Source organism: Flavobacterium frigoritolerans, from assembly GCF_025847275.1.
Classification (GTDB): domain Bacteria; phylum Bacteroidota; class Bacteroidia; order Flavobacteriales; family Flavobacteriaceae; genus Flavobacterium; species Flavobacterium frigoritolerans.
On the sequence record NZ_JAOZEV010000004.1, the window covers coordinates 122,410 to 144,587 of the forward strand.

Here is a 22,178-nt window from a genome sequence, read left to right on the forward strand (position 1 = left end):
TTCCTTTTTTATTAATTAAACTTCTTTTTCATTTCCCCAGTTAGCTAACTCCTCTGGGTTCCATAATTCAGGGAAAAATATCCTGCGTTGGTATTTAGGATGCATGTATTTTTGCCAATCGCTTCCGCCGGTTGCTTCTCCATTTCCTTTTCCGCTTTCAAGAATGTATTTTCTAGCAGTGTTTAAATGTTGCATTACCCATGTAATATTTACGGTATGGTCATAATGGCGCATTGCTTGAATTAATGCTGGGTTTTTTTGGTCTTCTTCAGGTAGTTGTTTGAATTTTTGCCAAATATTTTTGGTCTTGTATTCTTTCATTTGTGTTAGAAATTGAGATTTGTATTTTTTCTCAAATTCTTGAAGTAAATAAGATTTCTGACCAGTTTGATAATCTTTTCCTGCAGCTTGCCAGTATAGATGCTCAAAGCTAGTTTCTAGATCAGTATTGGCGTCAAAGCGGTCTTTGTATCTGCGGTCTGTTAAATTGATTACATCTGTCGAAGAGAATTCGACTAATCGATATTGTGCACTCTGAAAACCACTTGCAGGAGTTAAAGTATTTCTAAATTTCATATACTGCTCGACTTCCATGCCATTTTCCATAATGCTAAATGAGTTGGTTAGCATGTCAAAATATCGTGTAATTCTAGAAAGGCGTTCGCTGAAAAAATCGGTTTGAATGTTTTCTACTTCCGAAATTTGTTCAATCTCCCAAAGAATCATTTTGAAAATTAATTCATTTACCTGATGATACATGATAAATACCATTTCGTCAGGGAGTGTTGTTCTTTGTATTTGTAGGTTTAAAAGGGCGTCAGTTTGAATGTAGTCCCAATATGTAATAGGTTTTGACCAAAGCAGACCTTCTAATTGTACATCTGTTTTTTGGTTAATAGCATGGTATTTTTTATCGATTTCTTTTAAAATCGATTCTGAATTATCAGTGATATTCATTATTTTTTTACTTTAAGTGGATTTTTTAATCCTTTGAATGCATCCAAATCGGCTTTTAATGAGCCAACAGCAAGTTCTGCTTTTATTCGAACAGGTAATTTGTTGTTGTCATCTGATATCCATAGTGTTACGCTTTCTTTTTCTTTAAAAACTCGCCCCGATTGTACTAATGGTTTAAAAATCATTGTTGGAACGGTTCCAAATTTAGTTGTAATATCCTCACGACCTACGAATTTTAACTTAAATTTTGTTGTTTCGTTGTCAAAAAACATGTCAATAGTTATTGAGTCACCTGATTTTAGTTTGTCTATATTAGGATGATTCCTCAAATAATAAAAAGAGGATATGATGTCTTGTACGTTTTTACTAACGGAGACTGTTTTTTCTGTTTTGTGTTTGTAGTCTTTTACTAAAACTCGCCCATCTTGACCAAAAAAGCCTTCTTGATTTTTGGTATAGCCACCTTCGTTTATTTTTCGTACAAATTGATATGGGTTCCCAGTTTCTTTGTCAAAGTAGCTTTCGTATAAATCATCTACTTTGAAGAAAAATCTAGACATGCCAGTAGTGTATCCCTTGCCTACTGCGTGGAATACTTTTTTGTTGTTCACTGTGGCTTCTTTTACTTCGAGAGTTGCATATCCCGCATTTATAATGCCATAATGTATTCTAAATTTGAACCATTCACCCACATCGAATGCGTCTTCTTTTTGAGTATCGAAGCTAAGTGTGAGGATTACGAATATGGAGAGGATTAGTTTTTTCATAAGTTTCTTTGACAATTTATAAAAATAAATGCAAATTCTATTCCAAATGTATTAAAACAAAAAAACTCAGTCAAGGAATGACTGAGTTTTTATGCTATTAACTAACCAAAAAACTATAAATTATGAAATTTATATCAATTTAGGAAGGAAACCACCCCCTCCTGTTTTGCGAGTGCAAAGATAGATATAAACTCCTTAAAAATAACAGCAAAAAAGTCAGTTTAACATAACATTTGTAAAAAAAGCATCAGTTTAAAGAGAATTTTTTCGTATAATGCATAAAAAAAGCCTTTTTATAGAGTTCCTCGCAATTCTTGCTCTCTTTCAATTGACTCAAAAAGGGCTTTGAAGTTCCCTGCACCGAATCCTTTAGCACCCATTCTCTGAATTATTTCAAAAAATAGGGTAGGACGGTCTTGAACTGGCTTTGTAAATATTTGTAATAAGTATCCATCTTCGTCGGCATCGACCATAATGGCTAGTTTTTCAATTTCATTGATATCTTCTTTCATCATATCCATATGAACACCTAATCTTTCAGGAATTGCTTGGTAATATGTGTGCGGTGGAGCAGATAAAAATTCAACACCACGTGCTTTTAATTGTGATACCGTTTTTATGATATCATCGGTCGCAATGGCAATATGTTGAATTCCTGGTCCTCCATAGAAATCTAAATATTCTTCTATTTGAGATTTTTTCTTTCCTTCGGCTGGTTCATTGATTGGGAATTTAATTCTTCCATTTCCGTTAGACATTACTTTACTCATCAAAGCAGAATATTCTGTAGTAATTTGTTTGTCATCAAATGATAAGAAATTCACGAATCCCATAACGTCTTCGTAGAATTTTACCCAAGTATTCATTTCGTTCCAACCTACATTTCCTACCATATGGTCAATGTATTTTAATCCTGTTGGTTCTGGATTATAGTCGGATTTCCATTCTTTGTAACCTGGTAAGAATATACCATTGTAGTTTTTTCTTTCTACAAAAATATGGACAGTCTCTCCGTAAGTGTAAATTCCTGAACGAACTACTTCTCCAAATTCATCTTTTTCGACAGTTGGTTCCATAAATGAACGAGCACCACGTTTCATGGTTTCTTCATAAGCGCTTCTTGCATCTTCAACCCAAAGAGCAGCAACTTTTACACCATCACCATGTTTTTTAAGATGTTCATGAATAGGAGAGTCTTGTGTTAATGGAGTGGTTAAAACAATTCTGATTTTGTCTTGTTTTAATACATATGATGCTTTGTCTCTTACTCCTGTTTCTAAGCCTGCATAGGCTAATGATTGATAACCAAAAGCTGTTTTGTAATAGTGTGCTGATTGTTTTGCATTTCCTACGTAGAATTCTACATAATCTGTTCCTAATAATGGAAGGAAGTCTTGTGCTCCTTCAAATATTTTTTCTAATCCGTATTCTACTGATTTTACGTTTTTCATATTGAGATAATTTGTAAATGAGATAATGAGATAATTCTTAAAATGGATATAATTAAAAATAATTTTCTAATTGACACATTCTTTAATTCTCTAATTTTCTAATTTTTGATGTTGATATTATTTTGTTTAAAATTTTTAAAATTTCAGACAAGTCATTTAATAAATTAATACAGTTTGGATAATCTTTATGAGCTTCACATAAGAATAGCCAATATTTAGTTTCGTCAGCTTCTTTGATTGCAATTTTTTAATTTATGAATAAAATCTGCTTTACTTTCTGCATTTTGAGATTCTTTCGAATTTGCTCCAATAGATGTTCCGCTTTTTAATAATTGATTCGCAATAACAAACCTCTTTTGTTCTTGTAATTGATTTGTATAGTCAATTATTTTTAGTGCAAAATTGAATGTTTTTATTAAAAGTGCATTGTCTTTGTGTTTTTCGTTGAAAGACATTTTTTTAATTTGATAATTAGAGAATATGCTAATAATATTGTAGGTTTAAAATTACAAATTAAATTGTCAAATTTTCTAATTGCCACATTAATTACTCCGTCCAGGATTTGTAATACTGTCCATCATCAAGTCCCATAGCTTCTTCTGTAACCATAAGAGGCCTGAAAGTATCAACCATTACGGCTAATTCATGCGTTTCTTTATGACCAATACTACGTTCCATTGCTCCTGGTGCAGGACCATGAGGGATTCCTTTAGGGTGTAAAGTGATATGACCTTGTTCAATGTTGTTGCGGCTCATAAAATCACCATCTACATAATATAACACTTCATCAGAATCGATATTACTATGATTATATGGAGCTGGAATTGCTTTTGGATGATAATCGTAAAGCCTTGGACAGAAGGAGCAAACAACAAAAGTTGCTGTCTCAAAAGTTTGATGTACTGGTGGTGGTTGATGTACGCGCCCAGTTATAGGCTCAAAATTATGAATTGAGAAGCCGTATGGGAAATTGTAACCGTCCCAGCCCACAACATCAAAAGGGTGTGTGGCATAAACAACTTCATGTATCATGCCTTCTTTTTTGATTTTAATTAAAAAATCACCTTTTTCGTCGTGTGTTTCCAATTCATTTGGCAATATAAAATCACGCTCGCAAAATGGAGAATGTTCTAAGTGTTGACCTGATTGATTTTTGTAACGTTTAGGTGTGTAAAATGGGGAATAGGATTCTACATAAAAAAGACGATTATCTTCCGTTTCGAATTCTATTTGGTAAATAATACCTCTAGGAATAATTAAGTAATCGCCATATTCAAAAGGGATATTTCCTAACATGGTTCTTAGTTTTCCTTTTCCTTTGTGGATGAAAAGCATTTCATCGGCATCGGCATTTTTATAGAAATACTTTGTTAGTGATTCTTTTGGGGCTGCTAATCCTATAATACAATCTTTATTGACTAACATTGCTTTTCGGCTATCTAGAAAGTCATTTTCTGGTTTTAATTCAAAACCTTTAAAAAGTAATGATTTTATGTTTTTCCCGATTGCAATTTTTGGTTCAACAGAGTAAGAATTTAAAATTTCTTTAACTTGAGTTGGTCTGTGAACATGATAAGATAATGATGAGTGTCCGTGGAAGCCTTCGGTTCCAAATAACTGTTCATAATAAAGTCCGCCTTTTGGTTTTTCGAACTGGGTGTGTCTTTTTTGAGGAAAACTTCCTAATTTATGATATAATGGCATGGCTTTTCAATTAGATAACTTGTAAATTAGATAATTAGAAAATGTGAATTGTATGAACAGATAATTAGTTTATTTTCTAATTGACCAATTACCCCAATTCGAAACCATTACTCAGGATTTCTCTTAATGAGGAATTGAAGATAATCTAATAAACCTGTCCATTTTGTTTTCATTATAACAAATGTCGTATTTTTTTTTAATTAAAATTACATATTATATTATTTATAACATAAAAAATCTTCAAAAATTTAAATTAAAATACAAATCCTATTTTAAACCAAGTGTAGCCTTTTGAGTTTTCGGGCGACCAAGAATATTTTACTTCTATAGGGCCTAACATTGTTTCTAAACCATAACCTATCGCATAACCTGTATATTTTGGTACCGATACCCATTCGACACCCTCGAAAATGTTGTTTCCAAGGTTTGCGAAGTTGGCAGCAAAATTAACGTGATTTTTTTTGAATATTTCGTAATCAAAAGTTGCTTCGGCTTTTATAAAGCTATTTCCTGCAGCACTTAGAAAGTCATATCCGTAGAAATAATTGAAATTATCTATTTTATGGTAGCCATAACCTCCTAAGACATAATTAAAAAATGGTACGCTTGTCTGCCCAAAAGTTAGTCCTGCATTGGCTTTAAAAAGGACAGTAGCTTTATTGAATACGGTTTCTGCGAAACCAATTTCGGCTTTTGCGGTAGAGAAAGGTTCAAATGCTTTTGTATAATTTGAAGAAAATAAATAGGATTGAATATTACCTGAAAAACCCCATCCAGATCTAGGAAAATCTTTATTGTCGAAAGTGTCGTAATTCATATACCCGAATAAACTAAAATAACTGCTTTTATCTATATCTGAGTTGTCTATATTGGATGATAATGTCTTAGGGTTTATTTTTAAATATTTATATTCGATTCCACCACCAATTAGGAACTTTTGAACAAAAATAGTTTGAAAATATGCTTGATTGTTAATGTCAATAAAATCAACGTTAACTAAATTAGGATCAGGATTAACACTAAGAGGATTGCTTAGCGCATTTGTTATGTTTCGGTTAAATTGGGTAAATCTTGATTTAAATCCAAAACTTATATTGAACCCATTTTCAATATAATAGTCAAAATTATATCTAAAATTATCTCCTAAAATGATATCCAATGAAGTAATGTCGTTTTTAAAGAGAGTTTTTTTATGTGTAAGATTTACTAAAATTGCACTTTTATAAAGTCCATCATAATGTAAGCCAAGTTTTAAATAAGTTTGCGTTGGGTTTTCTTTTAGTGTTAAGTTTAAGTTGTCATTGTTATTATTTGCATCCAATGAATATGAAATTGCACTAAAGTTTTGAGTAGCATTAATGTTGTTTATCCCTTTTATAAGATCAGGATAGGTGATTTTTGAGCCAGATTTAAAACGTAGTTTACTCGTAATATATTCGTTTGTATAATTATCTAAGTGGTTACAATTTATATTTTCGATTTGTAATGTATCTGATGCTACTTTTAATTCGGGCTTTTTATAATAGCCTTGTTTTTCGACCAATGCTTTGATCTTTTCATAAACGGCAAAAGTAGCGTCTTCTCCTCTACGAATGATTTTTTCTCCTTTGTCAAATGAGATTACGCCATATTCTTTAATATCGGGTTTGATATAAATATCGGTATTTTTTACTTTTCTCTTCATCTTGTCGATAGATTGAAGATTGGTAATTTGTACCAATATACGAGTGGCATCTTTAAGCTTGTGTCGGTCTAGTAAATCGTCTTGTACATCGACGCCTATGATTATATCTGCACCTAAATTCCGAACTTCTTTTATGGGATAGTTATTTACAACTCCACCATCTACCAGAAGTTTTCCATCTATTTCTATAGGAGAAAACAAGGAAGGGAAAGCTGCACTTGCAATCATGGCTTGAGCCAAATTACCTTTGTTTAGCAATACTTCTTCACCAGTTTCGATGTTGGTAGCAATACACAAAAAAGGAGTCGGTAATTGATTGAAATCTCGAATATGTCTTACGTTTCGAGTAAGGCTACTTAACAAATTATAGTTGTACATCCCTTTAGAAAGGGCCTCGGGAATACCAATTTTAAAATTACTAAATGGTAAAATTACTGCGTATAATTCATCATTATTTTTTTCATAAAAATTTTTGGATGATCTCGGGATATAATCATTTATTAAATCATCGAAGTTTGTTCTTTTAAAAATTGAATCAATCTGAGAGGCATTGTATCCTGATGCGTAAAGACCACCAATTATAGATCCCATACTCGTACCACCTATATAATCAATTTTTACTCCAGCTTCTTCCAGAACTTTTAATACCCCGATGTGTGCAAATCCTTTGGCACCTCCGCCGCTTAATACCAATCCTATTTTTGGTCTATAGGATTCATCGTTATTTATTTTTTTTATGGTGTCTTGTGCAAATGTGTTCTGAGTGAAACTTAATGCTATTAAAATAACGAATGGTTTTATGCCCCAGATGGAAATGAAAAACTGCGAGTGTATAAAAGCTATTTTTTCTTGTAGAAAAAGAGCGACCCAAGAAGCTCCTTTTTTTACAATAGAAAAAAAGCTTTTTAATCGAGTATTTGTAATGGACAGCTGGATGAGGCTCATAGAAATAGCTGGTTTGTTTTGTAAAAGTCGGAAATATTATTGGACTTTATATGTCAAATTTATTTTAATAACATTATTTCTTTAATAATATTAGGTTTTTGTTTTTGTCGAATTTCCAAACATCAGTATGCCATCGTGCACCTCCTCGACAACTAGATTGGATTGTTTTCTTCTTCTTGTTTATTTGTATATCGCAAAACTCGTCGCATTCTGAACCGAAGTTTCGAGGCATTTTCAATTGTTTAAATTGACTGTTTGTAGGGTCGTAGATAAAGAGTTGAAATATTGTATAAACTCCCATTCCGTCGTCTAAATGGTAAGTAGCAAAATCTTGGTAACCATCAAAATTGTAATCTTCAATTGCAAAGTGCATTTCTCTGCCTGAGATAGATGTTTCGATGCTGTCTATAACTTGGATTTTATTATTCTTAGAGGTGGTGATTTCTAATTTCTCGAAATCATTAACGGCCTTTATTTTTATTTGTGTACCGTCTTTTTGATTAATTTCAATATTTTTTTGGCTATAACTTTGGTATGAAAATAATAGGAGGATGTTTAAAAGTACTATTCTCATAGGTTATTCGGGGTTATTGCTATTGTAAAATGTTGTTATTTTTTTTGCTTTGGATGGGCCTACAACATCTGATATCTCTTTTTCGGATGCCAATTTTAATCGTTTGACACTTTTAAAATGTTGTATTAGTGTTAGCATGGTTTTTTCGCCTATTCCGGGAATACTTTCTATAGACGAATTTAATGCTGCTTTGCTACGTTTGTCACGGTGAAATGTGATTCCGAATCGGTGTGCTTCATTTCGCAACTGTTGTATTATTTTTAATGTCTCGGATCTTTTGTCTAGATATAACGGAATTGAATCTCCAGGGTAAAAGAGTTCTTCAAGACGTTTTGCAATACCTATTATTGTAATTTTACCACGCAATCCGAGTTCATCTATACTTTTTAAAGCCGCTGATAACTGTCCTTTTCCTCCGTCAATAATTATTAATTGCGGTAATGGTTCGTTTTCATCTAATAATCTTTTATAACGACGATAAACTATCTCTGTCATAGATGCAAAATCATCTGGACCTTCGACAGTTTTTACATTAAAGTGGCGGTAATCTTTTTTGCTTGGTTTCCCATCTTTAAAAACTACACAGGCAGCGACAGGATTTGTTCCTTGTATGTTGGAGTTATCAAAACATTCTATATGGCGCGGTTCAACAGGCAGACGTAAATCTTTTTGCATTTGTGCCATAATACGTTTGGTATGACGGTCTGGATCTACAATTTGTAATTGCTTGAGTTGCTCGATTCGATAAAATTTAGCATTCCTAATGGATAAATCTAGTATTTGTTTTTTATCGCCAAGTTGTGGAACAGTAACTTTAATGTTTTCGCCCAAATCGACTTCAAAAGGCACTATTATTTCTTTGGAAAGTAATTGAAATCGTTCACGAAGTTCAATTATAGCCAGTTCGAGTAATTCGGCATCGGTTTCGTCTAGTTTTTTCTTAATCTCTAAAGTATGTGAACGAATAATCGAGCCATGTGAAATTTGAAGAAAATTGACATATGCGGCACTTTCATCTGATATTATTGAAAATACATCAATGTTGGTGATTTTCGGATTTATAATAGTTGATCGTGATTGATAATTTTCGAGAACTTCTATTTTTTCTTTTATTTTTTGAGCTTCTTCAAAACGTAAATCTTGTGCCAATTGGACCATGAGACGTTTAAAATCCTTCATGCTTTCTTTGAAGTTTCCTTTTAGGATTTCGCGAATTGCATCGACTTGTTTTTGGTAATCCTCTAATGTTTCTAATCCTTCACATGGACCTTTACAATTTCCAATATGAAACTCTAAACATACTTTGAATTTTCCGCTATTGATATTAGATTGACTCAAGTCGTAATTGCAGGTTCTAAGCGGATAAAGCTCTTTAATAAGATCCAGAATTGTATGAACGGTCTTAAAACTGGTATAAGGACCGAAATATTCTGAACCATCTTTGACCATTCTGCGTGTAGAAAATATACGAGAAAAAGGTTCTTTTTTTATACAAATCCAAGGATAGCTTTTATCATCGCGCAACAATACATTGTAGCGTGGCTGTAAGGTTTTTATAAGATTGTTTTCTAATAAAAGCGCATCGGTTTCGGTAGGAACAACGATGTGTTTTATAGTTACAATTTTCTTTACCAAAACATTGGTCTTAGCAGTGTCATGAATTTTATTAAAGTAAGATGAAACTCTTTTCTTTAAATTTTTGGCTTTGCCTACATATAATATTTTTCCATCTTTATCATAATATTGATATACGCCAGGATTATCTGGTAAAGTCTGAATTTGGAGATCGAGAGGAGTGTACATACAACAAATTTAAACTTTTGAGTTTAAATTTTATAATTCTTTTGAGTTTCTTCCAAAAAAAGAGCCCGTTTTTTATTAAAAAAGGGCTCTTTTTTTTATTGGAATTTTTATTTAATTGTAAAGTATTCGGTTTGTAGTAAATGCGTTCTTTCATCAAATGAGAAGTCTACATATTTTGCATCATCTTTTTTAATAGAAACCTCTAAACTGCTTCTTCCTATTTCTTTTTTATCGGCATCAAAAGCTTTTAAAACTAGTTTTCCTTTAAAATCATTTTTAGCAATTAAATAAATAGTTACTTTTTTCTGCTTATCGGTATCTGCTCCGTATATTTTTTCGGCTTTGCATTCTTCAAAGTTTGCTTTAAAAGTTGATTCAGAAATTACTTTAGAAGTGTTGATGCTTTCGCTCACTCCTGAATTTATTCCTTTTATCACATCTCCAATCCCTTTAGAGGCACTTTTGGCAGCTTCTTTTCCCTGTTCCTGGAGTGCTTTTCCTGCGCCTTCTATTAATTTTGATTTTACAGCTATTGCTTCGTTTCCGTCAGCTTCAGCTTCTTTCATTTTTTCTTCTTTACTCATGCAGGAAACCAGTAGGATTAATGCGCCAAATAAAACTGCTATTTTTTTCATTTTAAATTTTGGTGTGGTTAGTTGGTTAAGAATATAAGTGTTAAAGTCAAAGATATAAAATTAAAATATAATTTCTATATTTAGCTTTTATTATTGAATATGAGAAATAGTAAACCATTGGTGATTTTTGGGGAATCCATTTTACCAGGTGAAAGTAAAACCATTAATGTCGAAATTGCCCGACTGCACACTACAACCAAATTAAATATTCCTGTTATTGTAAGACGTTCGAAAATTGAAGGTCCTGTGGTACTTTTTTCGGCAGGAATTCATGGTGATGAAATTAATGGCGTAGAAATTGTCCGTCAGATAATTAGCAAGAGAATTAATCGTCCGCAAAAAGGAACTATCATTTGTATTCCGGTTATAAACATGTACGGTTTTGTAAATAAAGCACGAGAATTTCCTGATGGGCGCGATTTAAATCGAGTTTTTCCAGGAAGTAAAAAAGGATCTTTGGCAAGCCGCTTTGCATATCACATAGTTACTGATGTTTTGCCAATTGTTGATTATGCTGTCGATTTTCATGCTGGTGGTGCAAGCCGTTTTAATGCGCCACAAATTAGACTTTCTGAAAACAATCCTGATTTAAAAACTCTCGCCGATGTTTTTAGCGCACCTTTTACGTTGTATTCTAAAAATATTTCGGGTTCGTTTAGAAGTATTAGTGAAAAATTAAAGGTAAAAATGTTGCTTTTTGAAGGCGGAAAGTCATTAGATATTAATCATGAGATTGCTAATATTGGTATTGATGGCGTTAAGCGTTTATTGGCTCATTTGAGAATGTTAGATGCAACTCATGTTGTCGAAGCTCCAGAGAAACCTTCTATTTACATTGAAAAATCAGTATGGTTGCGGGCTAAATGCTCGGGATTGCTACATGACTATGATTCAATTGGCAAGTTTGTTAAAAAAGGTGCTATTTTAGCAATTATTACCGATCCATTTGGTAAGTTTGAAAGAAAGGTAAAAGCACCGCATGATGGTTATATTATAAATGCAAACCATTCGCCAATTGTGTACGAAGGTGATGCTATTTATCATATGTCCAAAAACAATTTAGAGGAAGATGACAACTAAGAAAGAATTGCGTTTACAAAAAAAAGGGTTAAGAAAACAGCTTACAGAAACTGATATTGATGAATTGAGTTTGGTTATTGCCAATAAAGTGCTTTTATTACCAATTTGGGAGAAAACGTATTTTCATGTTTTTCTACCGATTGTAGAACATAAAGAAGTAAATACTGAATTTATCTTGCATTTGCTTGCTGGAAAGGATAAAGAAATTGTGATTTCTAAAAGTGATTTTGAAACTAGAGAAATGACTCATTTTTTACTTACAGATAATACCAGAATTAAAAAAAACGAATATAATATTCCTGAACCTGTAGATGGTCTGGAAGTTCCATCAAGTAAGATTGATGTTGTTTTTGTTCCTCTTTTGGCCTTTGACACTTTTGGGAATAGAGTAGGATATGGGAAAGGATTCTACGATAAGTTTTTATCTGAATGTAAACCAGAAACAATTAAAATAGGGTTGTCTTTCTTTGAGGCTGAAACCGAAATCACTGATGTTTTTGAAGGGGATATAAAATTGGATTATTGCATTACGCCTGAAAAGGTTTATAAGTTCTAATCTCTCAGTTTGGAGTTTTACCGCAAAGATTCGCAAAGAAATTAGATTTAGTTTATGCTGAATTAAGGTTCGCAAAGTTTCTCAGTTTGGCTTTTTACCGCAAAGTTCGCAAAGAAATTAGATTTGGTTTGTGGTGAATTAAGGTTCGCTAAGTTTCTTGGTTTGGGCTTTTTACCGCGAAGATTCGCAAAGAAATTAGATTTGGTTTGTGGTGAATTAAGGTTCGCAAAGTTTCTCGGTTTGGAGTTTTACCGCAAAGTTCGCAAAGAAATTAGATTTAGTTTATGCTGAATTAAGGTTCGCAAAGTTTCTTGGTTTGGGCTTTTTACCGCTAAATTCGCAAAGAAATTAGATTTGGTTTGTGGTGAATTAAGGTTCGCAAGTTTCTCAGTTTGGAGTTTTACCGCAAAGATTCACAAAGAAATTAGATTTAGTTTATGCTGAATTAAGGTTCGCAAAGTTTAAAATTATAAGCAAAAAAATAAGACTCATGAAGAGTCTTATTTTTGAAAATCTTATATTTTCTTATTTAGTTAAAAACTATTTTACCTCTTTAACAGCCGAGGATTCTATCCAGCCTTCAGTTCCATCGGTTAATTCTATTTTTTTCCAGTTTTGTAATGACTGTTTCACATATACTTTTGCTCCTTCATGAAGTGTAAAAATAGGGGAGCCAGCTTTTTGAGGTTCGCTACGTACTTCGGCAATTTCTGAAAATACTATAGCAGGTCTTTCATTATCAAAATGACTTTTTTCTAAAAATCCTGATGTTAAGCTTACAAGTAAAGCAAGCAATATTAAAAACATCCCGATAAAGTAAACTCTTTTGGCACGGGTGCGTTGGGAGAAATAATATCCAATAAAGCAAAGTAAGAATGCTGAAGCTATCCCTACAGAAATCCATGCCCAAGTATTGTAATGATATATTCCGGTAAAGTTTCGGATTAGTTTTGCAAAACCAACTTTAGGAACTTCTTTTATTTCGTCGATAGTTAGTTTCTTGGCAAATTTTAAATTGTTTAAAGCCTCTGGGTGATTAGGGTTTAATGCCAAAGCTTTTTCATAATTGTATATCGCTGGAGCTACTTTGTTTAGTTTGTAATAGCAATTACCTAAATTATAATATAATTCAGCGGATTGTTTTTTATCAACTTTTATAACGTTTTCATACTCTTGTGCTGCTTGTTCGTATTTAGATTCTTGGTACAAAGCATTTCCTTTATCAAAGCTATTTTGAGCAAAGAAAATTTGGGATAATAATAAGAATAGGTATAAAAGAATATTTTTCATTTTATTGACATGTAATAAGAGTTTCAATTTTTTGAACTTCAATTCAGTATGAACTAAATTTCTTAGCGGCTTTGCGGTTAGAAACCATATTAAACAATTTGTTTTTCTAATTCTGAAATTATTGTTACTGCTTTATCAAAATCTTGCTGTATAGAAGCACTAGATGCTGGTGCATATCGTGCAAACTCACAGTTCTCTGTTAAGTTAATGAAATTCTGAACTGATTCTGAATTTGCGTTTCTTGATAATAAGATCTCTTTGATATTATCCTTGCTCATTTCTGAAGTTTCAATATGTAATTTAGCTTTCAAGAAATTGTGCATTGCTTTTTCAAGCGCAATATAAAATGCTTCTTTATTATTGATTTGTTTTTTAGCTTGTGATAAATATTTTTTAGCTAGTTTGTTATTCATTCTAATTCTGTTTCCAGTGATATCACCATCAAGAGCTTCTTTTTTCTTCTTAGCCAAAACAATAATTGGTAAAATCAGGAATGGTAAAAACAATAATGCATAATATAAATTAGAACCATAAAAATCATCTTTTATGACTGAGGTGAAATTGCTTTTAAGTTTAATGTACTTGAATTGTTCGTTAGCCGATACTTTGTTTTTTGCAGTAGGACCTGATGCTACATTAGCGTCTGATGGAGTTGGACCATCAAGAACATTCACCATTATTTCTGGAGAAGTAATTGTTTTGTAGCTTCCTGTATTTAAATCAAAATACGAGAATTGCATTGGTTTTATAGCATAATTCCCTTTGTATTGTGGGATAATCGTATAGGTATCAGAAACTTTTCCTGACATACCGCTAAGGGTTGTATTTACTTTTTCATCATGTACGGGGTCATACATTTCCAAGGCATTTGGCACAACAGGTTTAGGTAAGGTAAACAATTTCATGTTTCCACTACCAGCAGCACTAACAACTAACTCTAGACTTTCTCCATTTTTTAAAGTTGTTTTGGACGGAGTTACTTTAAAATCAAATCGACCAACAGCACCTGAAAAGCCTTCTGGTTTGTTTGTTTCAGGAAGTGCTTTTACGTAAATTGTTTTTGAACCAGCAGATACGCGTTTATTGCCTTCTGTGATTACTACCTGACCAAACATATTTCTTCGGTTGGTAGGTAATTGTACATCAATGTCTAAGGATAGAGGTTCAATTACTAATTTTCCTGATTTTTGAGGATATAATACCGTTTTTCTAAGTACAACATAGCGATATCTTTCTCCTTTAAACATGGCTTCCTCTGCTACAAGTTGTTTTATATCGATGTTCTGACTCCAAAAATCATTATATTTTGGTTTGTTTAATTCTCTCCAACTTGTAATACCGATATTATGGCTAAAATATAATTTATAAACCACTGTAATTGGTTCATTTATATAGGGTGTCGTTTTAGAAATATCTGCAACTAAATACAAATTATCATCTGCAGATATCTGTTGTGGGTCATTAGGATCTCTTTCCTGTGCCACAGCTGCTGTGACATTTATTTTTATCGGTGAAGTTTTGTAAATCTGACCGTTATATTCTATTGCAGCTTGTCTTATGACAAGGCTTCCTTTTTGGTTTGGTAATAAAAAATAAGAATAGACTTTTTCAAATGAACTTCTTCCATTGATCCATGACTGACTTACTTGTTGGCTTGGTCCCGCCACAATTCGAAAACCATCAAATGAAGGCTGAACAAAGTTATCGCCATCAACGTTCATAATGAAGTCAATTCGAAGTCTTTCGTTTAGACCAAGCGTAGTTTTGCTTACTCTGGCTTCAAATTGAACTTGAGCCATAAGCCCTTGGAAACTTAATAGTAATAGAATTAAATATCTTTTCATTACCTGTATTTCAGTTTTTGTTTAACTGTTTAATTGTTTATTTGTTGAATCGCTTTTGATCGTTTATATGCTTAATCGGGTTTATTTAAATTATTTATCTATCAAATAAACAGTTAAACTAATAGACGATTAACCTTAAAAATTACCAGTCTTTTTCAGTCTTCTTAGGAGCTCCTTTTACTTTTTGAGCATTTACTTTATCTTGAATTTTCTTTTCCTCATTATTTACAGCATCTAGAAGATTTTGTAAACGTTCTTTTGATATACCGCCTGGAGCTGGTTTTGGTTCCCCTTTATTGTCTTCTTTTTTAGGGTCTCCTTTGTCATCCTTTCCATCTTTTTTATCCTTATTAGGATCGCCCTTATCATCTTTTTTATCTTTGTCCTTATCTCCTTTGTCGTCCTTTTTATCTTTATCGCCGTCTTTCTTGTCGTCTTTTTTATCCTTGTCCTTGTCTTTCTTTTTGTCCTTGTTTTTATCTTCTTTAGGAGGATTTTCTTTTAGCATTTTCTTTGCCAATGCATAGTTGTAACGGGTTTCATCGTCTGAAGGATTGTTACGTAATGCATTTTTGTAGGCTTCGACTGCTTGTCCATAATCTTTCTCTTTCATGAAAACATTTCCAAGGTTATGAAACGCTTTGTGTTTTTGAGATGGTGTTTTGGCATTTTTTATAGCTTTTGCGTAGGCAAATTTAGCTTCGCTCGCTTGGTTTTGCTTATAAATAGCATTACCTAAGTTATAAGGTGCAACGGTGCGGTTTGGAAATTTAGATTGCGAAATTCTATAATTAGCTTCGGCATCTACAAATTTATTCTGTGTATATTCTTCATTAGCTTTTGGCAACGCTTTATCCTTTTCTTGAGCCGAAATGGTCAAAGAAAGCGTCAATAAAATATATAGAAGTAAATTTCTCATTCTAATTTTTTTGTTTTTTTGTTTCAAACGATACTAACTATCTTGAAACAATTATTTTTTCTCGTTAAATAAATTCAGCTCTTTTATCCAATTTGTTTTTCTTTCTAGTAGGAATAGATCAATGAACAATAAAACAAAAGCAATGCCAATAAACCACTGAAATTGTGATTGAAAATCAGCCATTTGTGTAGCTTCGAATTCTGTTTTTTGGATATTGTCTAAAGCATTTTTAACATAATCTAAGACCTCTTTGGTATTACCGCCATAAACATAGCCCCCTTTGGTTGCTTTTGCAATAGCTTTTAAGCCTTCTTGATTTAGTTTTGTTATAACTATTTCGTTATTATTATCTCTTTGAAAGCTATCAACAACACCATTTTTTTTCAACGGGATGGTAGCTCCTTTCTCAGTTCCAACACCAATAGTAATGATTTTCATTCCTAGTTTATTGGCTTCTTCGGCTGCGGCTTCGGCTCCTTCAGAATGATCTTCACCATCAGAAATCAAAATCAATAATTTACTTGTCTTACTTTTTTCGTCAAAATAAGTTGCCGATAGTTTTATAGCTTCGTCAAGGGATGTTCCTTGCGATGAAACCATACCTGGACTCATACTTTGCAAGAACATTTTGGCAACGCTATAATCCGTGGTAATTGGTAAAACTGGGAATGCGCTTCCTGCATAGGCTACTATTCCGATTCTATCATTTCCTAATTGGTTAACAATTTGCGAAACTAGTTGTTTACTTTTTTCTAAACGGCTTGGAGCTACATCTTCTGCAAGCATACTCTTAGAGACATCTACTGCAAACACAATATCGATTCCTTCTCGTTTTACGGTTTCCATTTTTGTTCCAATTTTCGGATTAACCAATCCTAAAATCAATGTAGCTAAAGCTAAAAGAATTACTCCCAACTTTAAAAATGGTTTAAAAACAGAATGTTCAGGAGTTAGTTTTTTTACTAATTCTAAATCTCCAAATTCGCGTTGCTTTTTTCTTTTCCAATACATATTGAAAAAGAAAATGCAAGCCAAAATCGGAAGCAATATAAGAAGGTATAAATATTTTTTTTCGTCTAATTCCATTTTTTAATTCTAGTTTTCAGTTTCTAGTTTCAGCTCCCAGTTATATACTGTGACTGCAACTGAATACTGAAATATTATATAAAGCTTCTGTAAACAGTATTTCGTAATCCAACTTCCAATAATAACAATAAACCTGCTAATATTACAAAAGGGCGGAATTTTTCATCGTAATCATAAAATTTTAGTTCTTCAATTTCGGTTGTTTCCAGCTTATTAATTTCATTGTAGATAGAGGCAAGTTTTTCGTTACTTGTAGCTCTAAAATATTTACCTCCTGTTTTGTTTGCAATAGTTTTCATCATTTGCTCATCAATTTCTACCTTCATCATTCTAAATAAAAATTGACCATTAGGGGCAATTGCGTATGGAAATTCAGCCATTCCGTTGGTTCCAATTCCAATTGTATATACTTTGATTCCGTATTGTTTAGCTATATCTGCTGCGGTATCAGGTTCGATAAATCCAGCATTATTAACACCATCGGTCATTAATATAATTACCTTACTTTTGGCTTTGCTGTCTTTAAGTCTGTTTACGGCAGTTGCTAATCCCATTCCTATTCCAGTTCCATCAACTAAAACATTATCGTATTTTATGCTTTTAATGGCCTCAAGGATAATTGCTTTGTCGCTTGTTACAGGTATTTTTGTATAAGCTTCAGATGCATATAAAACGATCCCAATTCTATCATTTGGTCTCTCAACCACAAATTCGGATGCCAACTTTTTAAGTGCTTGCATACGATCTGGTTTTAAATCTCTCGCAAGCATACTTCCTGAAACGTCTATTGCCATAACAATATCTATTCCCTTTGTGGTTTTCGTTTTGTTGCTCACATCTACAGTTCGGGGTCTTGCAAGTGCAATTATCAAAGAGCTTAATGCTAAAATTCTAAATACGCCTAAGAAAGGTTTTAGTTTTGCTAATAATGATTCAGAAGATTTAAAACCTTGCAATGAACTCATTTTTAATGTTGCCGATTGCTGATTTCTTTTCCAAAATAACCAAGCAATTGCAATGGGAATCAAAAGAAACAACCAGAAAAACTCAGGGTTTAAAAAAGTTATTTTATCCATTAATTAGTTGCTTTTTTTAGTTCTACAGAGTTTAATATGCGGTCTGCAATATCATTTGCATAAGTATCTCCTTCTTCGTGAAAAATCATTATTTGTTGTAATCCGCCTTCTTGGCTAAATAAAAGAATCTCATAATACATTTTGGTACTTGACTTCGTACCTTCGTCTATACTAGAAAAAGTTCCATATCCCTTAATTCCACGAATTCCTTCTTTAGTTTCAAAATCTTCTTCTTTTACAATCATATTTCGAGCTCCTTGTGCTTCGATAGTTTTGATGGTAACTTCTAATGATTTTGATAAATCAATTTGAGTTTCTTGTTTGTATTTTAAAGTAGAAATCATCAATGAGAAATTATCAACCAAGCTTCCATATCCAAAAGACTGCATTTCTTTAATTAGTGCTAAACCTTCTTTAGGTAAGGTTTTGGTTAAATCCATTCGTTTTAAAACCTTAGGAGTTTCTATTAAAATTCCAGGATTTCCGTAATCACTTTTTACCCATTCTCCTTCTAGTAATTCTTTAGATGGATGTCCGATGATGTTATCTTTTACATAAGTAAAACCTTTTGTAGCGATAAAATATCCTGTAACAGCAATAACCAAAAATAAAACTGTTGCTACAGATAACGCGATACGTTTGTTACGTTTCTTTAGTAATTGAAGTTTTATTTGTTTTTGTCTTTGGGCTTCATTTAATAAAGTATCTTCTTCAACGGCTACTTCCACAGGAATTGCACTGTCAAGAGTAAGGATTACCTTTTGTATTTTATTTCGGTCTTCGGTAATTTCAAAATCTAATGGTTTAGATTTTGCAAATTTCACTAAATCGGCTTGTTTTAATACGCGTTCTAAGTTCTCGACAGTTTCTGGCGTTAGTGTCATTTTCTTTTTTAAGGAAGCGGCTCTAATACCTTGAATTAATTCAGAAGTAGTGCTTTCCATTGCAGGAATTTCTATTGCTTCTTCGATATAATTTCTAGCAATATCCGTCAATTCACTGTAATAAGCTTTGACTTCGCCTTTTTGCCAAAGTTCTTTTTTCTCCAATGTATTAAGCAAACTAGTCGCTTTCTCGATAGGAGTTTTATAAATTTCTTCTTCTATTTTTTTCTGTTGTCTTTTTTTGATCAACCAATATACCAAAGCACCAATTCCTAAAATTAAAACAAGAGCCAAAAGGTATTTCCACCAATCTCCAATTCCGTCTTGAACTTTGGTTATATCTTTAATGTCATACATTTTTTGTTGTAATGTATCTACTTTTACATTAGCAACTTCTACTCGAATAGAATCGGATAGATAAGGCTTTTTATCGATAAGAATTTGAATACTAGGAATAGTATATTTTCCAGAATCAAATTGAGTTAAACCATATTTTTTAATCAATTCATAACGGTCATCTTTTTTGACAGTATCAATTGGATACGATTTAATTACCTCAAGAGGACCTATGTTTTTAAGTTTAGGAAAAACAACTTTCGATTTAGAATCGACAGAAGTTTTAATTGTTAACTTAAACTCAGCTCCAATTTTATTTTTAGTAGTATCTATGCTAGTCTCAATTTGTTTTTGTTGCCCAAAAACAGTTGCCGATAGCAAGAATAAAAATATGTAAAGTTTTAATTTCATTTGATTTTTTAAATTTCAGATTTTAGTCTAAAATGAATGCTTAAAAGGGCATATGAATGACTCTGATTTGCTTCGCTAGTTCGCTAGCGCTCGTGTAAACGGATTTTATTTTTTACTTTTTTCTTCAAATTCTGTTTGAAATCTAAATTTTCTAACAATCTAAGAAGTCTAATTCTGTTATCTTGATTTAAAATAGCCTAATAATTTGGTTACATAACTTTCATCGACACGAGTGTTTACAACACCAGCTCCCGATTTACTAAAAGTTTCTTTAAAATAAGCTACTTTGCTATGATAGTGCTTTTCGTAATTTGCTCGTATTGATTTTGAGTTAGTATTGATTAATTGCGTTTTGCCAGTTTCGGCATCAAGCATAGAAACCATTCCGAGATTAGGTATTTTTTCTTCTCGAATATCATATACTCTAATACCAGTAATATCATGTTTTTTGGATGCGATTTTCAATGTATGCTCATAATCATCTGACATGAAATCGGAGATTACAAAAACGATTGCTTTCTTTTTTTGTGTACCCGATAAAAACTTTAATGCCTGAGCGACGTCAGTTTTATGACTTTTAGGTTCAAATTCAATTAATTCACGGATGATGCGTAATACGTGAGATCTTCCTTTTTTAGGGGGAATATACAATTCGATTATGTCCGAAAATAAAATCAACCCTATTTTGTCATTATTTTGGGTTGCAGAGAAAGCCATTGTTGCAGCAATTTCGGTAACAATATCTTTTTTGAACTGACTTTTTGAACCGAAATTCTCAGAGCCCGAAATATCTACCATAAGAACCATGGTAAGTTCGCGTTCTTCTTCAAAAACTTTTACATGAGCTTCATTATAACGTGCTGTTACATTCCAATCAATAGCACGTATATCATCACCATATTGGTATTGACGCACTTCGCTAAAAGTCATTCCTCGTCCTTTAAATGAAGAATGATATTCTCCCGAAAAGATATGATTGCTCAATCTTTTGGTCTTTATTTCTATTTTACGTACTTTTTTTAATAGGTCTTTTGTATCCATTTTATTTGTTTAAAGTTTAAAAGTTTCAGGTTTCAGGTTAGCTATCCCAACGTGAAACTTGAAACGTTAAACAAATTTTTAAGGTACTTCAATTTCGTTTACAATTTTATTGATGATGTCTACAGAAGTTATGTTTTCTGCTTCTGCTTCGTAAGTAATACCTACTCTATGGCGTAATACATCATGTACAACTGCACGAACATCTTCTGGTATTACATACCCACGACGTTTAATAAAAGCGTAACATTTAGCGGCATTGGCTAAGTTGATACTTCCACGTGGAGATGCTCCAAAACTGATGAGTGGCTTTAAGTCAGCTAATTTATATTTTTCAGGGTAACGTGTTGCGAAAATAATATCTAGAATGTATTTTTCTATTTTTTCATCCATATAAACCTCACGAACAGCTTCTTGTGCACGTAAAATTTGATCTACAGAAACAACAGCATTTACTTTTTCGTAACTTCCTTTTAAATTCTGGCGAATTACTAAGCGTTCTTCATCCATTTTAGGATAGTCAATTACAGTTTTAAGCATAAAACGATCGACTTGCGCTTCTGGAAGTTGGTATGTTCCTTCTTGTTCAACTGGGTTTTGAGTTGCTAGTACTAAAAACGGACGATCTAGTTTAAAAGTAGTATCACCAATAGTTACTTGTTTTTCTTGCATCGCCTCCAAAAGTGCTGATTGCACTTTGGCAGGAGCACGGTTAATTTCATCGGCAAGGACGAAATTAGCGAAAATTGGTCCTTTCTTGATAGAAAATTCATTTGCCTTAATGTTGTAAATCATCGTACCAACAACATCGGCAGGTAATAAGTCAGGTGTAAATTGAATACGGCTGAACGAACCTTGCACTGCTTGTGACAGCGTATTTATCGCAAGTGTCTTAGCTAATCCAGGAACTCCTTCTAATAAAATATGACCTTGACCTAGAAGTCCGATTAATAAACGTTCGACCATATGTTTCTGACCCACAATAACTTTGTTCATTTCCATTGTGAGAAGGTCTATAAAAGCACTTTCTCTTTCAATTTTTTCATTGATCGCTCTAATGTCTAAAGTCGTTGTATTTTCTTCCATATAAATATTTTTAAAACCTTGAATTTAATGCCTTACTTTTGAGAGTGCAAAT

Annotated in this window: 20 protein-coding genes; 2 read left to right on the top strand and 18 right to left on the bottom strand. The window is 32.6% G+C overall.

The window, feature by feature from the left end:
- Nucleotides 1-15: 15 nt before the first annotated feature.
- The 10 genes from OIU80_RS07010 to OIU80_RS07050 form a co-directional block, all read right to left on the bottom strand.
- A complete protein-coding gene (locus OIU80_RS07010) occupies nucleotides 16-957 on the bottom strand; it encodes a tryptophan 2,3-dioxygenase family protein (RefSeq protein ID WP_264286326.1) in 942 nt (313 codons plus the stop codon).
- The gene (locus tag OIU80_RS07015; RefSeq protein WP_264286327.1) at nucleotides 957-1,724 is read right to left on the bottom strand and encodes a DUF3108 domain-containing protein; all 768 of its coding nucleotides are present in this window, start codon (nucleotides 1,722-1,724) and stop codon (nucleotides 957-959) included. The genes OIU80_RS07010 and OIU80_RS07015 overlap by 1 nt, the downstream gene beginning before the upstream one ends.
- A 293-nt stretch (nucleotides 1,725-2,017) precedes the next feature.
- Nucleotides 2,018-3,175: a 4-hydroxyphenylpyruvate dioxygenase gene (gene hppD / locus OIU80_RS07020; RefSeq protein WP_264286328.1), complete on the bottom strand. Its 1,158-nt coding sequence runs from the start codon at nucleotides 3,173-3,175 to the stop codon at nucleotides 2,018-2,020.
- 82 nt (nucleotides 3,176-3,257) lie between these two features.
- A complete protein-coding gene (locus OIU80_RS20875; RefSeq protein WP_319004962.1) occupies nucleotides 3,258-3,419 on the bottom strand; it encodes a four helix bundle protein in 162 nt (53 codons plus the stop codon).
- Nucleotides 3,400-3,630 (bottom strand): four helix bundle protein, encoded by a 231-nt coding sequence (locus OIU80_RS20880; RefSeq protein WP_319004961.1) that lies wholly within the window; start codon nucleotides 3,628-3,630, stop codon nucleotides 3,400-3,402. Before OIU80_RS20880 ends, OIU80_RS20875 begins: the two co-directional genes overlap by 20 nt.
- 91 nt (nucleotides 3,631-3,721) lie before the next feature.
- Nucleotides 3,722-4,879 carry a homogentisate 1,2-dioxygenase gene (locus OIU80_RS07030; RefSeq protein ID WP_264286329.1) on the bottom strand — a complete coding sequence of 386 codons (1,158 nt, stop codon included), beginning with the start codon at nucleotides 4,877-4,879 and terminating at the stop codon, nucleotides 3,722-3,724.
- A gap of 253 nt (nucleotides 4,880-5,132) precedes the next feature.
- Nucleotides 5,133-7,508 (bottom strand): patatin-like phospholipase family protein, encoded by a 2,376-nt coding sequence (locus OIU80_RS07035; protein WP_264286330.1) that lies wholly within the window; start codon nucleotides 7,506-7,508, stop codon nucleotides 5,133-5,135.
- 73 nt (nucleotides 7,509-7,581) lie between these two features.
- On the bottom strand, nucleotides 7,582-8,082 hold the full coding sequence (locus OIU80_RS07040) for an XAC2610-related protein (protein WP_264286331.1): 501 nt from the start codon (nucleotides 8,080-8,082) through the stop codon (nucleotides 7,582-7,584).
- A 3-nt stretch (nucleotides 8,083-8,085) separates the two neighbouring features.
- Nucleotides 8,086-9,885: an excinuclease ABC subunit UvrC gene (uvrC, locus tag OIU80_RS07045; protein ID WP_264286332.1), complete on the bottom strand. Its 1,800-nt coding sequence runs from the start codon at nucleotides 9,883-9,885 to the stop codon at nucleotides 8,086-8,088.
- Nucleotides 9,886-9,992: 107 nt separating this feature from the next.
- A complete protein-coding gene (locus tag OIU80_RS07050) occupies nucleotides 9,993-10,520 on the bottom strand; it encodes a hypothetical protein (protein WP_264286333.1) in 528 nt (175 codons plus the stop codon).
- Between the two features lie 99 nt (nucleotides 10,521-10,619).
- On the opposite strand from OIU80_RS07050, the gene OIU80_RS07055 reads away from it, so the two are divergent.
- Together OIU80_RS07055 and OIU80_RS07060 are read left to right on the top strand one after the other, a co-directional pair.
- Nucleotides 10,620-11,600, top strand: a complete 981-nt coding sequence (locus tag OIU80_RS07055) for a succinylglutamate desuccinylase/aspartoacylase family protein (RefSeq protein ID WP_264286334.1) — start codon at nucleotides 10,620-10,622, stop codon at nucleotides 11,598-11,600.
- Nucleotides 11,590-12,156 (top strand): 5-formyltetrahydrofolate cyclo-ligase, encoded by a 567-nt coding sequence (locus OIU80_RS07060; RefSeq protein ID WP_264286335.1) that lies wholly within the window; start codon nucleotides 11,590-11,592, stop codon nucleotides 12,154-12,156. Before OIU80_RS07055 ends, OIU80_RS07060 begins: the two co-directional genes overlap by 11 nt.
- A gap of 540 nt (nucleotides 12,157-12,696) precedes the next feature.
- Here the strand turns inward: OIU80_RS07060 and OIU80_RS07065 are convergent.
- From OIU80_RS07065 to OIU80_RS07100, 8 genes are all read right to left on the bottom strand, one after another.
- Nucleotides 12,697-13,446, bottom strand: a complete 750-nt coding sequence (locus tag OIU80_RS07065) for a tetratricopeptide repeat protein (RefSeq protein ID WP_264286336.1) — start codon at nucleotides 13,444-13,446, stop codon at nucleotides 12,697-12,699.
- A gap of 89 nt (nucleotides 13,447-13,535) precedes the next feature.
- On the bottom strand, nucleotides 13,536-15,290 hold the full coding sequence (locus OIU80_RS07070) for a BatD family protein (RefSeq protein WP_264286337.1): 1,755 nt from the start codon (nucleotides 15,288-15,290) through the stop codon (nucleotides 13,536-13,538).
- 142 nt (nucleotides 15,291-15,432) lie between these two features.
- Nucleotides 15,433-16,209 carry a tetratricopeptide repeat protein gene (locus OIU80_RS07075; protein WP_264286338.1) on the bottom strand — a complete coding sequence of 259 codons (777 nt, stop codon included), beginning with the start codon at nucleotides 16,207-16,209 and terminating at the stop codon, nucleotides 15,433-15,435.
- Between the two features lie 51 nt (nucleotides 16,210-16,260).
- On the bottom strand, nucleotides 16,261-17,295 hold the full coding sequence (locus OIU80_RS07080; protein ID WP_264286339.1) for a VWA domain-containing protein: 1,035 nt from the start codon (nucleotides 17,293-17,295) through the stop codon (nucleotides 16,261-16,263).
- A 74-nt stretch (nucleotides 17,296-17,369) separates the two neighbouring features.
- Nucleotides 17,370-18,371 carry a vWA domain-containing protein gene (locus OIU80_RS07085; RefSeq protein ID WP_264286340.1) on the bottom strand — a complete coding sequence of 334 codons (1,002 nt, stop codon included), beginning with the start codon at nucleotides 18,369-18,371 and terminating at the stop codon, nucleotides 17,370-17,372.
- On the bottom strand, nucleotides 18,371-20,002 hold the full coding sequence (locus tag OIU80_RS07090) for a hypothetical protein (protein WP_264286341.1): 1,632 nt from the start codon (nucleotides 20,000-20,002) through the stop codon (nucleotides 18,371-18,373). Before OIU80_RS07090 ends, OIU80_RS07085 begins: the two co-directional genes overlap by 1 nt.
- Before the next feature lie 177 nt (nucleotides 20,003-20,179).
- Nucleotides 20,180-21,043, bottom strand: coding sequence for a DUF58 domain-containing protein (locus tag OIU80_RS07095; protein ID WP_264286342.1), 864 nt, complete (start codon nucleotides 21,041-21,043; stop codon nucleotides 20,180-20,182).
- Nucleotides 21,044-21,121: 78 nt separating this feature from the next.
- Nucleotides 21,122-22,126, bottom strand: coding sequence for an AAA family ATPase (locus OIU80_RS07100; RefSeq protein ID WP_264286343.1), 1,005 nt, complete (start codon nucleotides 22,124-22,126; stop codon nucleotides 21,122-21,124).
- Nucleotides 22,127-22,178: the final 52 nt, after the last annotated feature.

What these genes read in the sequence shown, in the direction of transcription:
- OIU80_RS07015 (WP_264286327.1), bottom strand. Translation starts at nt 1,724, where the DNA reads ATGAAAAAACTAATCCTCTCCATATTCGTAATCCTCACACTTAGCTTC.
- OIU80_RS07030 (WP_264286329.1), bottom strand. Translation starts at nt 4,879, where the DNA reads ATGCCATTATATCATAAATTAGGAAGTTTTCCTCAAAAAAGACACACC.
- OIU80_RS07010 (WP_264286326.1), bottom strand. Translation starts at nt 957, where the DNA reads ATGAATATCACTGATAATTCAGAATCGATTTTAAAAGAAATCGATAAA.
- OIU80_RS07035 (WP_264286330.1), bottom strand. Translation starts at nt 7,508, where the DNA reads ATGAGCCTCATCCAGCTGTCCATTACAAATACTCGATTAAAAAGCTTT.
- OIU80_RS07095 (WP_264286342.1), bottom strand. Translation starts at nt 21,043, where the DNA reads ATGGATACAAAAGACCTATTAAAAAAAGTACGTAAAATAGAAATAAAG.
- OIU80_RS07075 (WP_264286338.1), bottom strand. Translation starts at nt 16,209, where the DNA reads ATGAGAAATTTACTTCTATATATTTTATTGACGCTTTCTTTGACCATT.
- OIU80_RS07055 (WP_264286334.1), top strand. Translation starts at nt 10,620, where the DNA reads ATGAGAAATAGTAAACCATTGGTGATTTTTGGGGAATCCATTTTACCA.
- OIU80_RS07040 (WP_264286331.1), bottom strand. Translation starts at nt 8,082, where the DNA reads ATGAGAATAGTACTTTTAAACATCCTCCTATTATTTTCATACCAAAGT.
- OIU80_RS07060 (WP_264286335.1), top strand. Translation starts at nt 11,590, where the DNA reads ATGACAACTAAGAAAGAATTGCGTTTACAAAAAAAAGGGTTAAGAAAA.
- OIU80_RS07090 (WP_264286341.1), bottom strand. Translation starts at nt 20,002, where the DNA reads ATGAAATTAAAACTTTACATATTTTTATTCTTGCTATCGGCAACTGTT.
- OIU80_RS07080 (WP_264286339.1), bottom strand. Translation starts at nt 17,295, where the DNA reads ATGGAATTAGACGAAAAAAAATATTTATACCTTCTTATATTGCTTCCG.
- uvrC (WP_264286332.1), bottom strand. Translation starts at nt 9,885, where the DNA reads ATGTACACTCCTCTCGATCTCCAAATTCAGACTTTACCAGATAATCCT.
- OIU80_RS07070 (WP_264286337.1), bottom strand. Translation starts at nt 15,290, where the DNA reads ATGAAAAGATATTTAATTCTATTACTATTAAGTTTCCAAGGGCTTATG.
- OIU80_RS07100 (WP_264286343.1), bottom strand. Translation starts at nt 22,126, where the DNA reads ATGGAAGAAAATACAACGACTTTAGACATTAGAGCGATCAATGAAAAA.
- OIU80_RS20880 (WP_319004961.1), bottom strand. Translation starts at nt 3,630, where the DNA reads ATGTCTTTCAACGAAAAACACAAAGACAATGCACTTTTAATAAAAACA.
- hppD (WP_264286328.1), bottom strand. Translation starts at nt 3,175, where the DNA reads ATGAAAAACGTAAAATCAGTAGAATACGGATTAGAAAAAATATTTGAA.
- OIU80_RS07085 (WP_264286340.1), bottom strand. Translation starts at nt 18,371, where the DNA reads ATGGATAAAATAACTTTTTTAAACCCTGAGTTTTTCTGGTTGTTTCTT.
- OIU80_RS07065 (WP_264286336.1), bottom strand. Translation starts at nt 13,446, where the DNA reads ATGAAAAATATTCTTTTATACCTATTCTTATTATTATCCCAAATTTTC.
- OIU80_RS07050 (WP_264286333.1), bottom strand. Translation starts at nt 10,520, where the DNA reads ATGAAAAAAATAGCAGTTTTATTTGGCGCATTAATCCTACTGGTTTCC.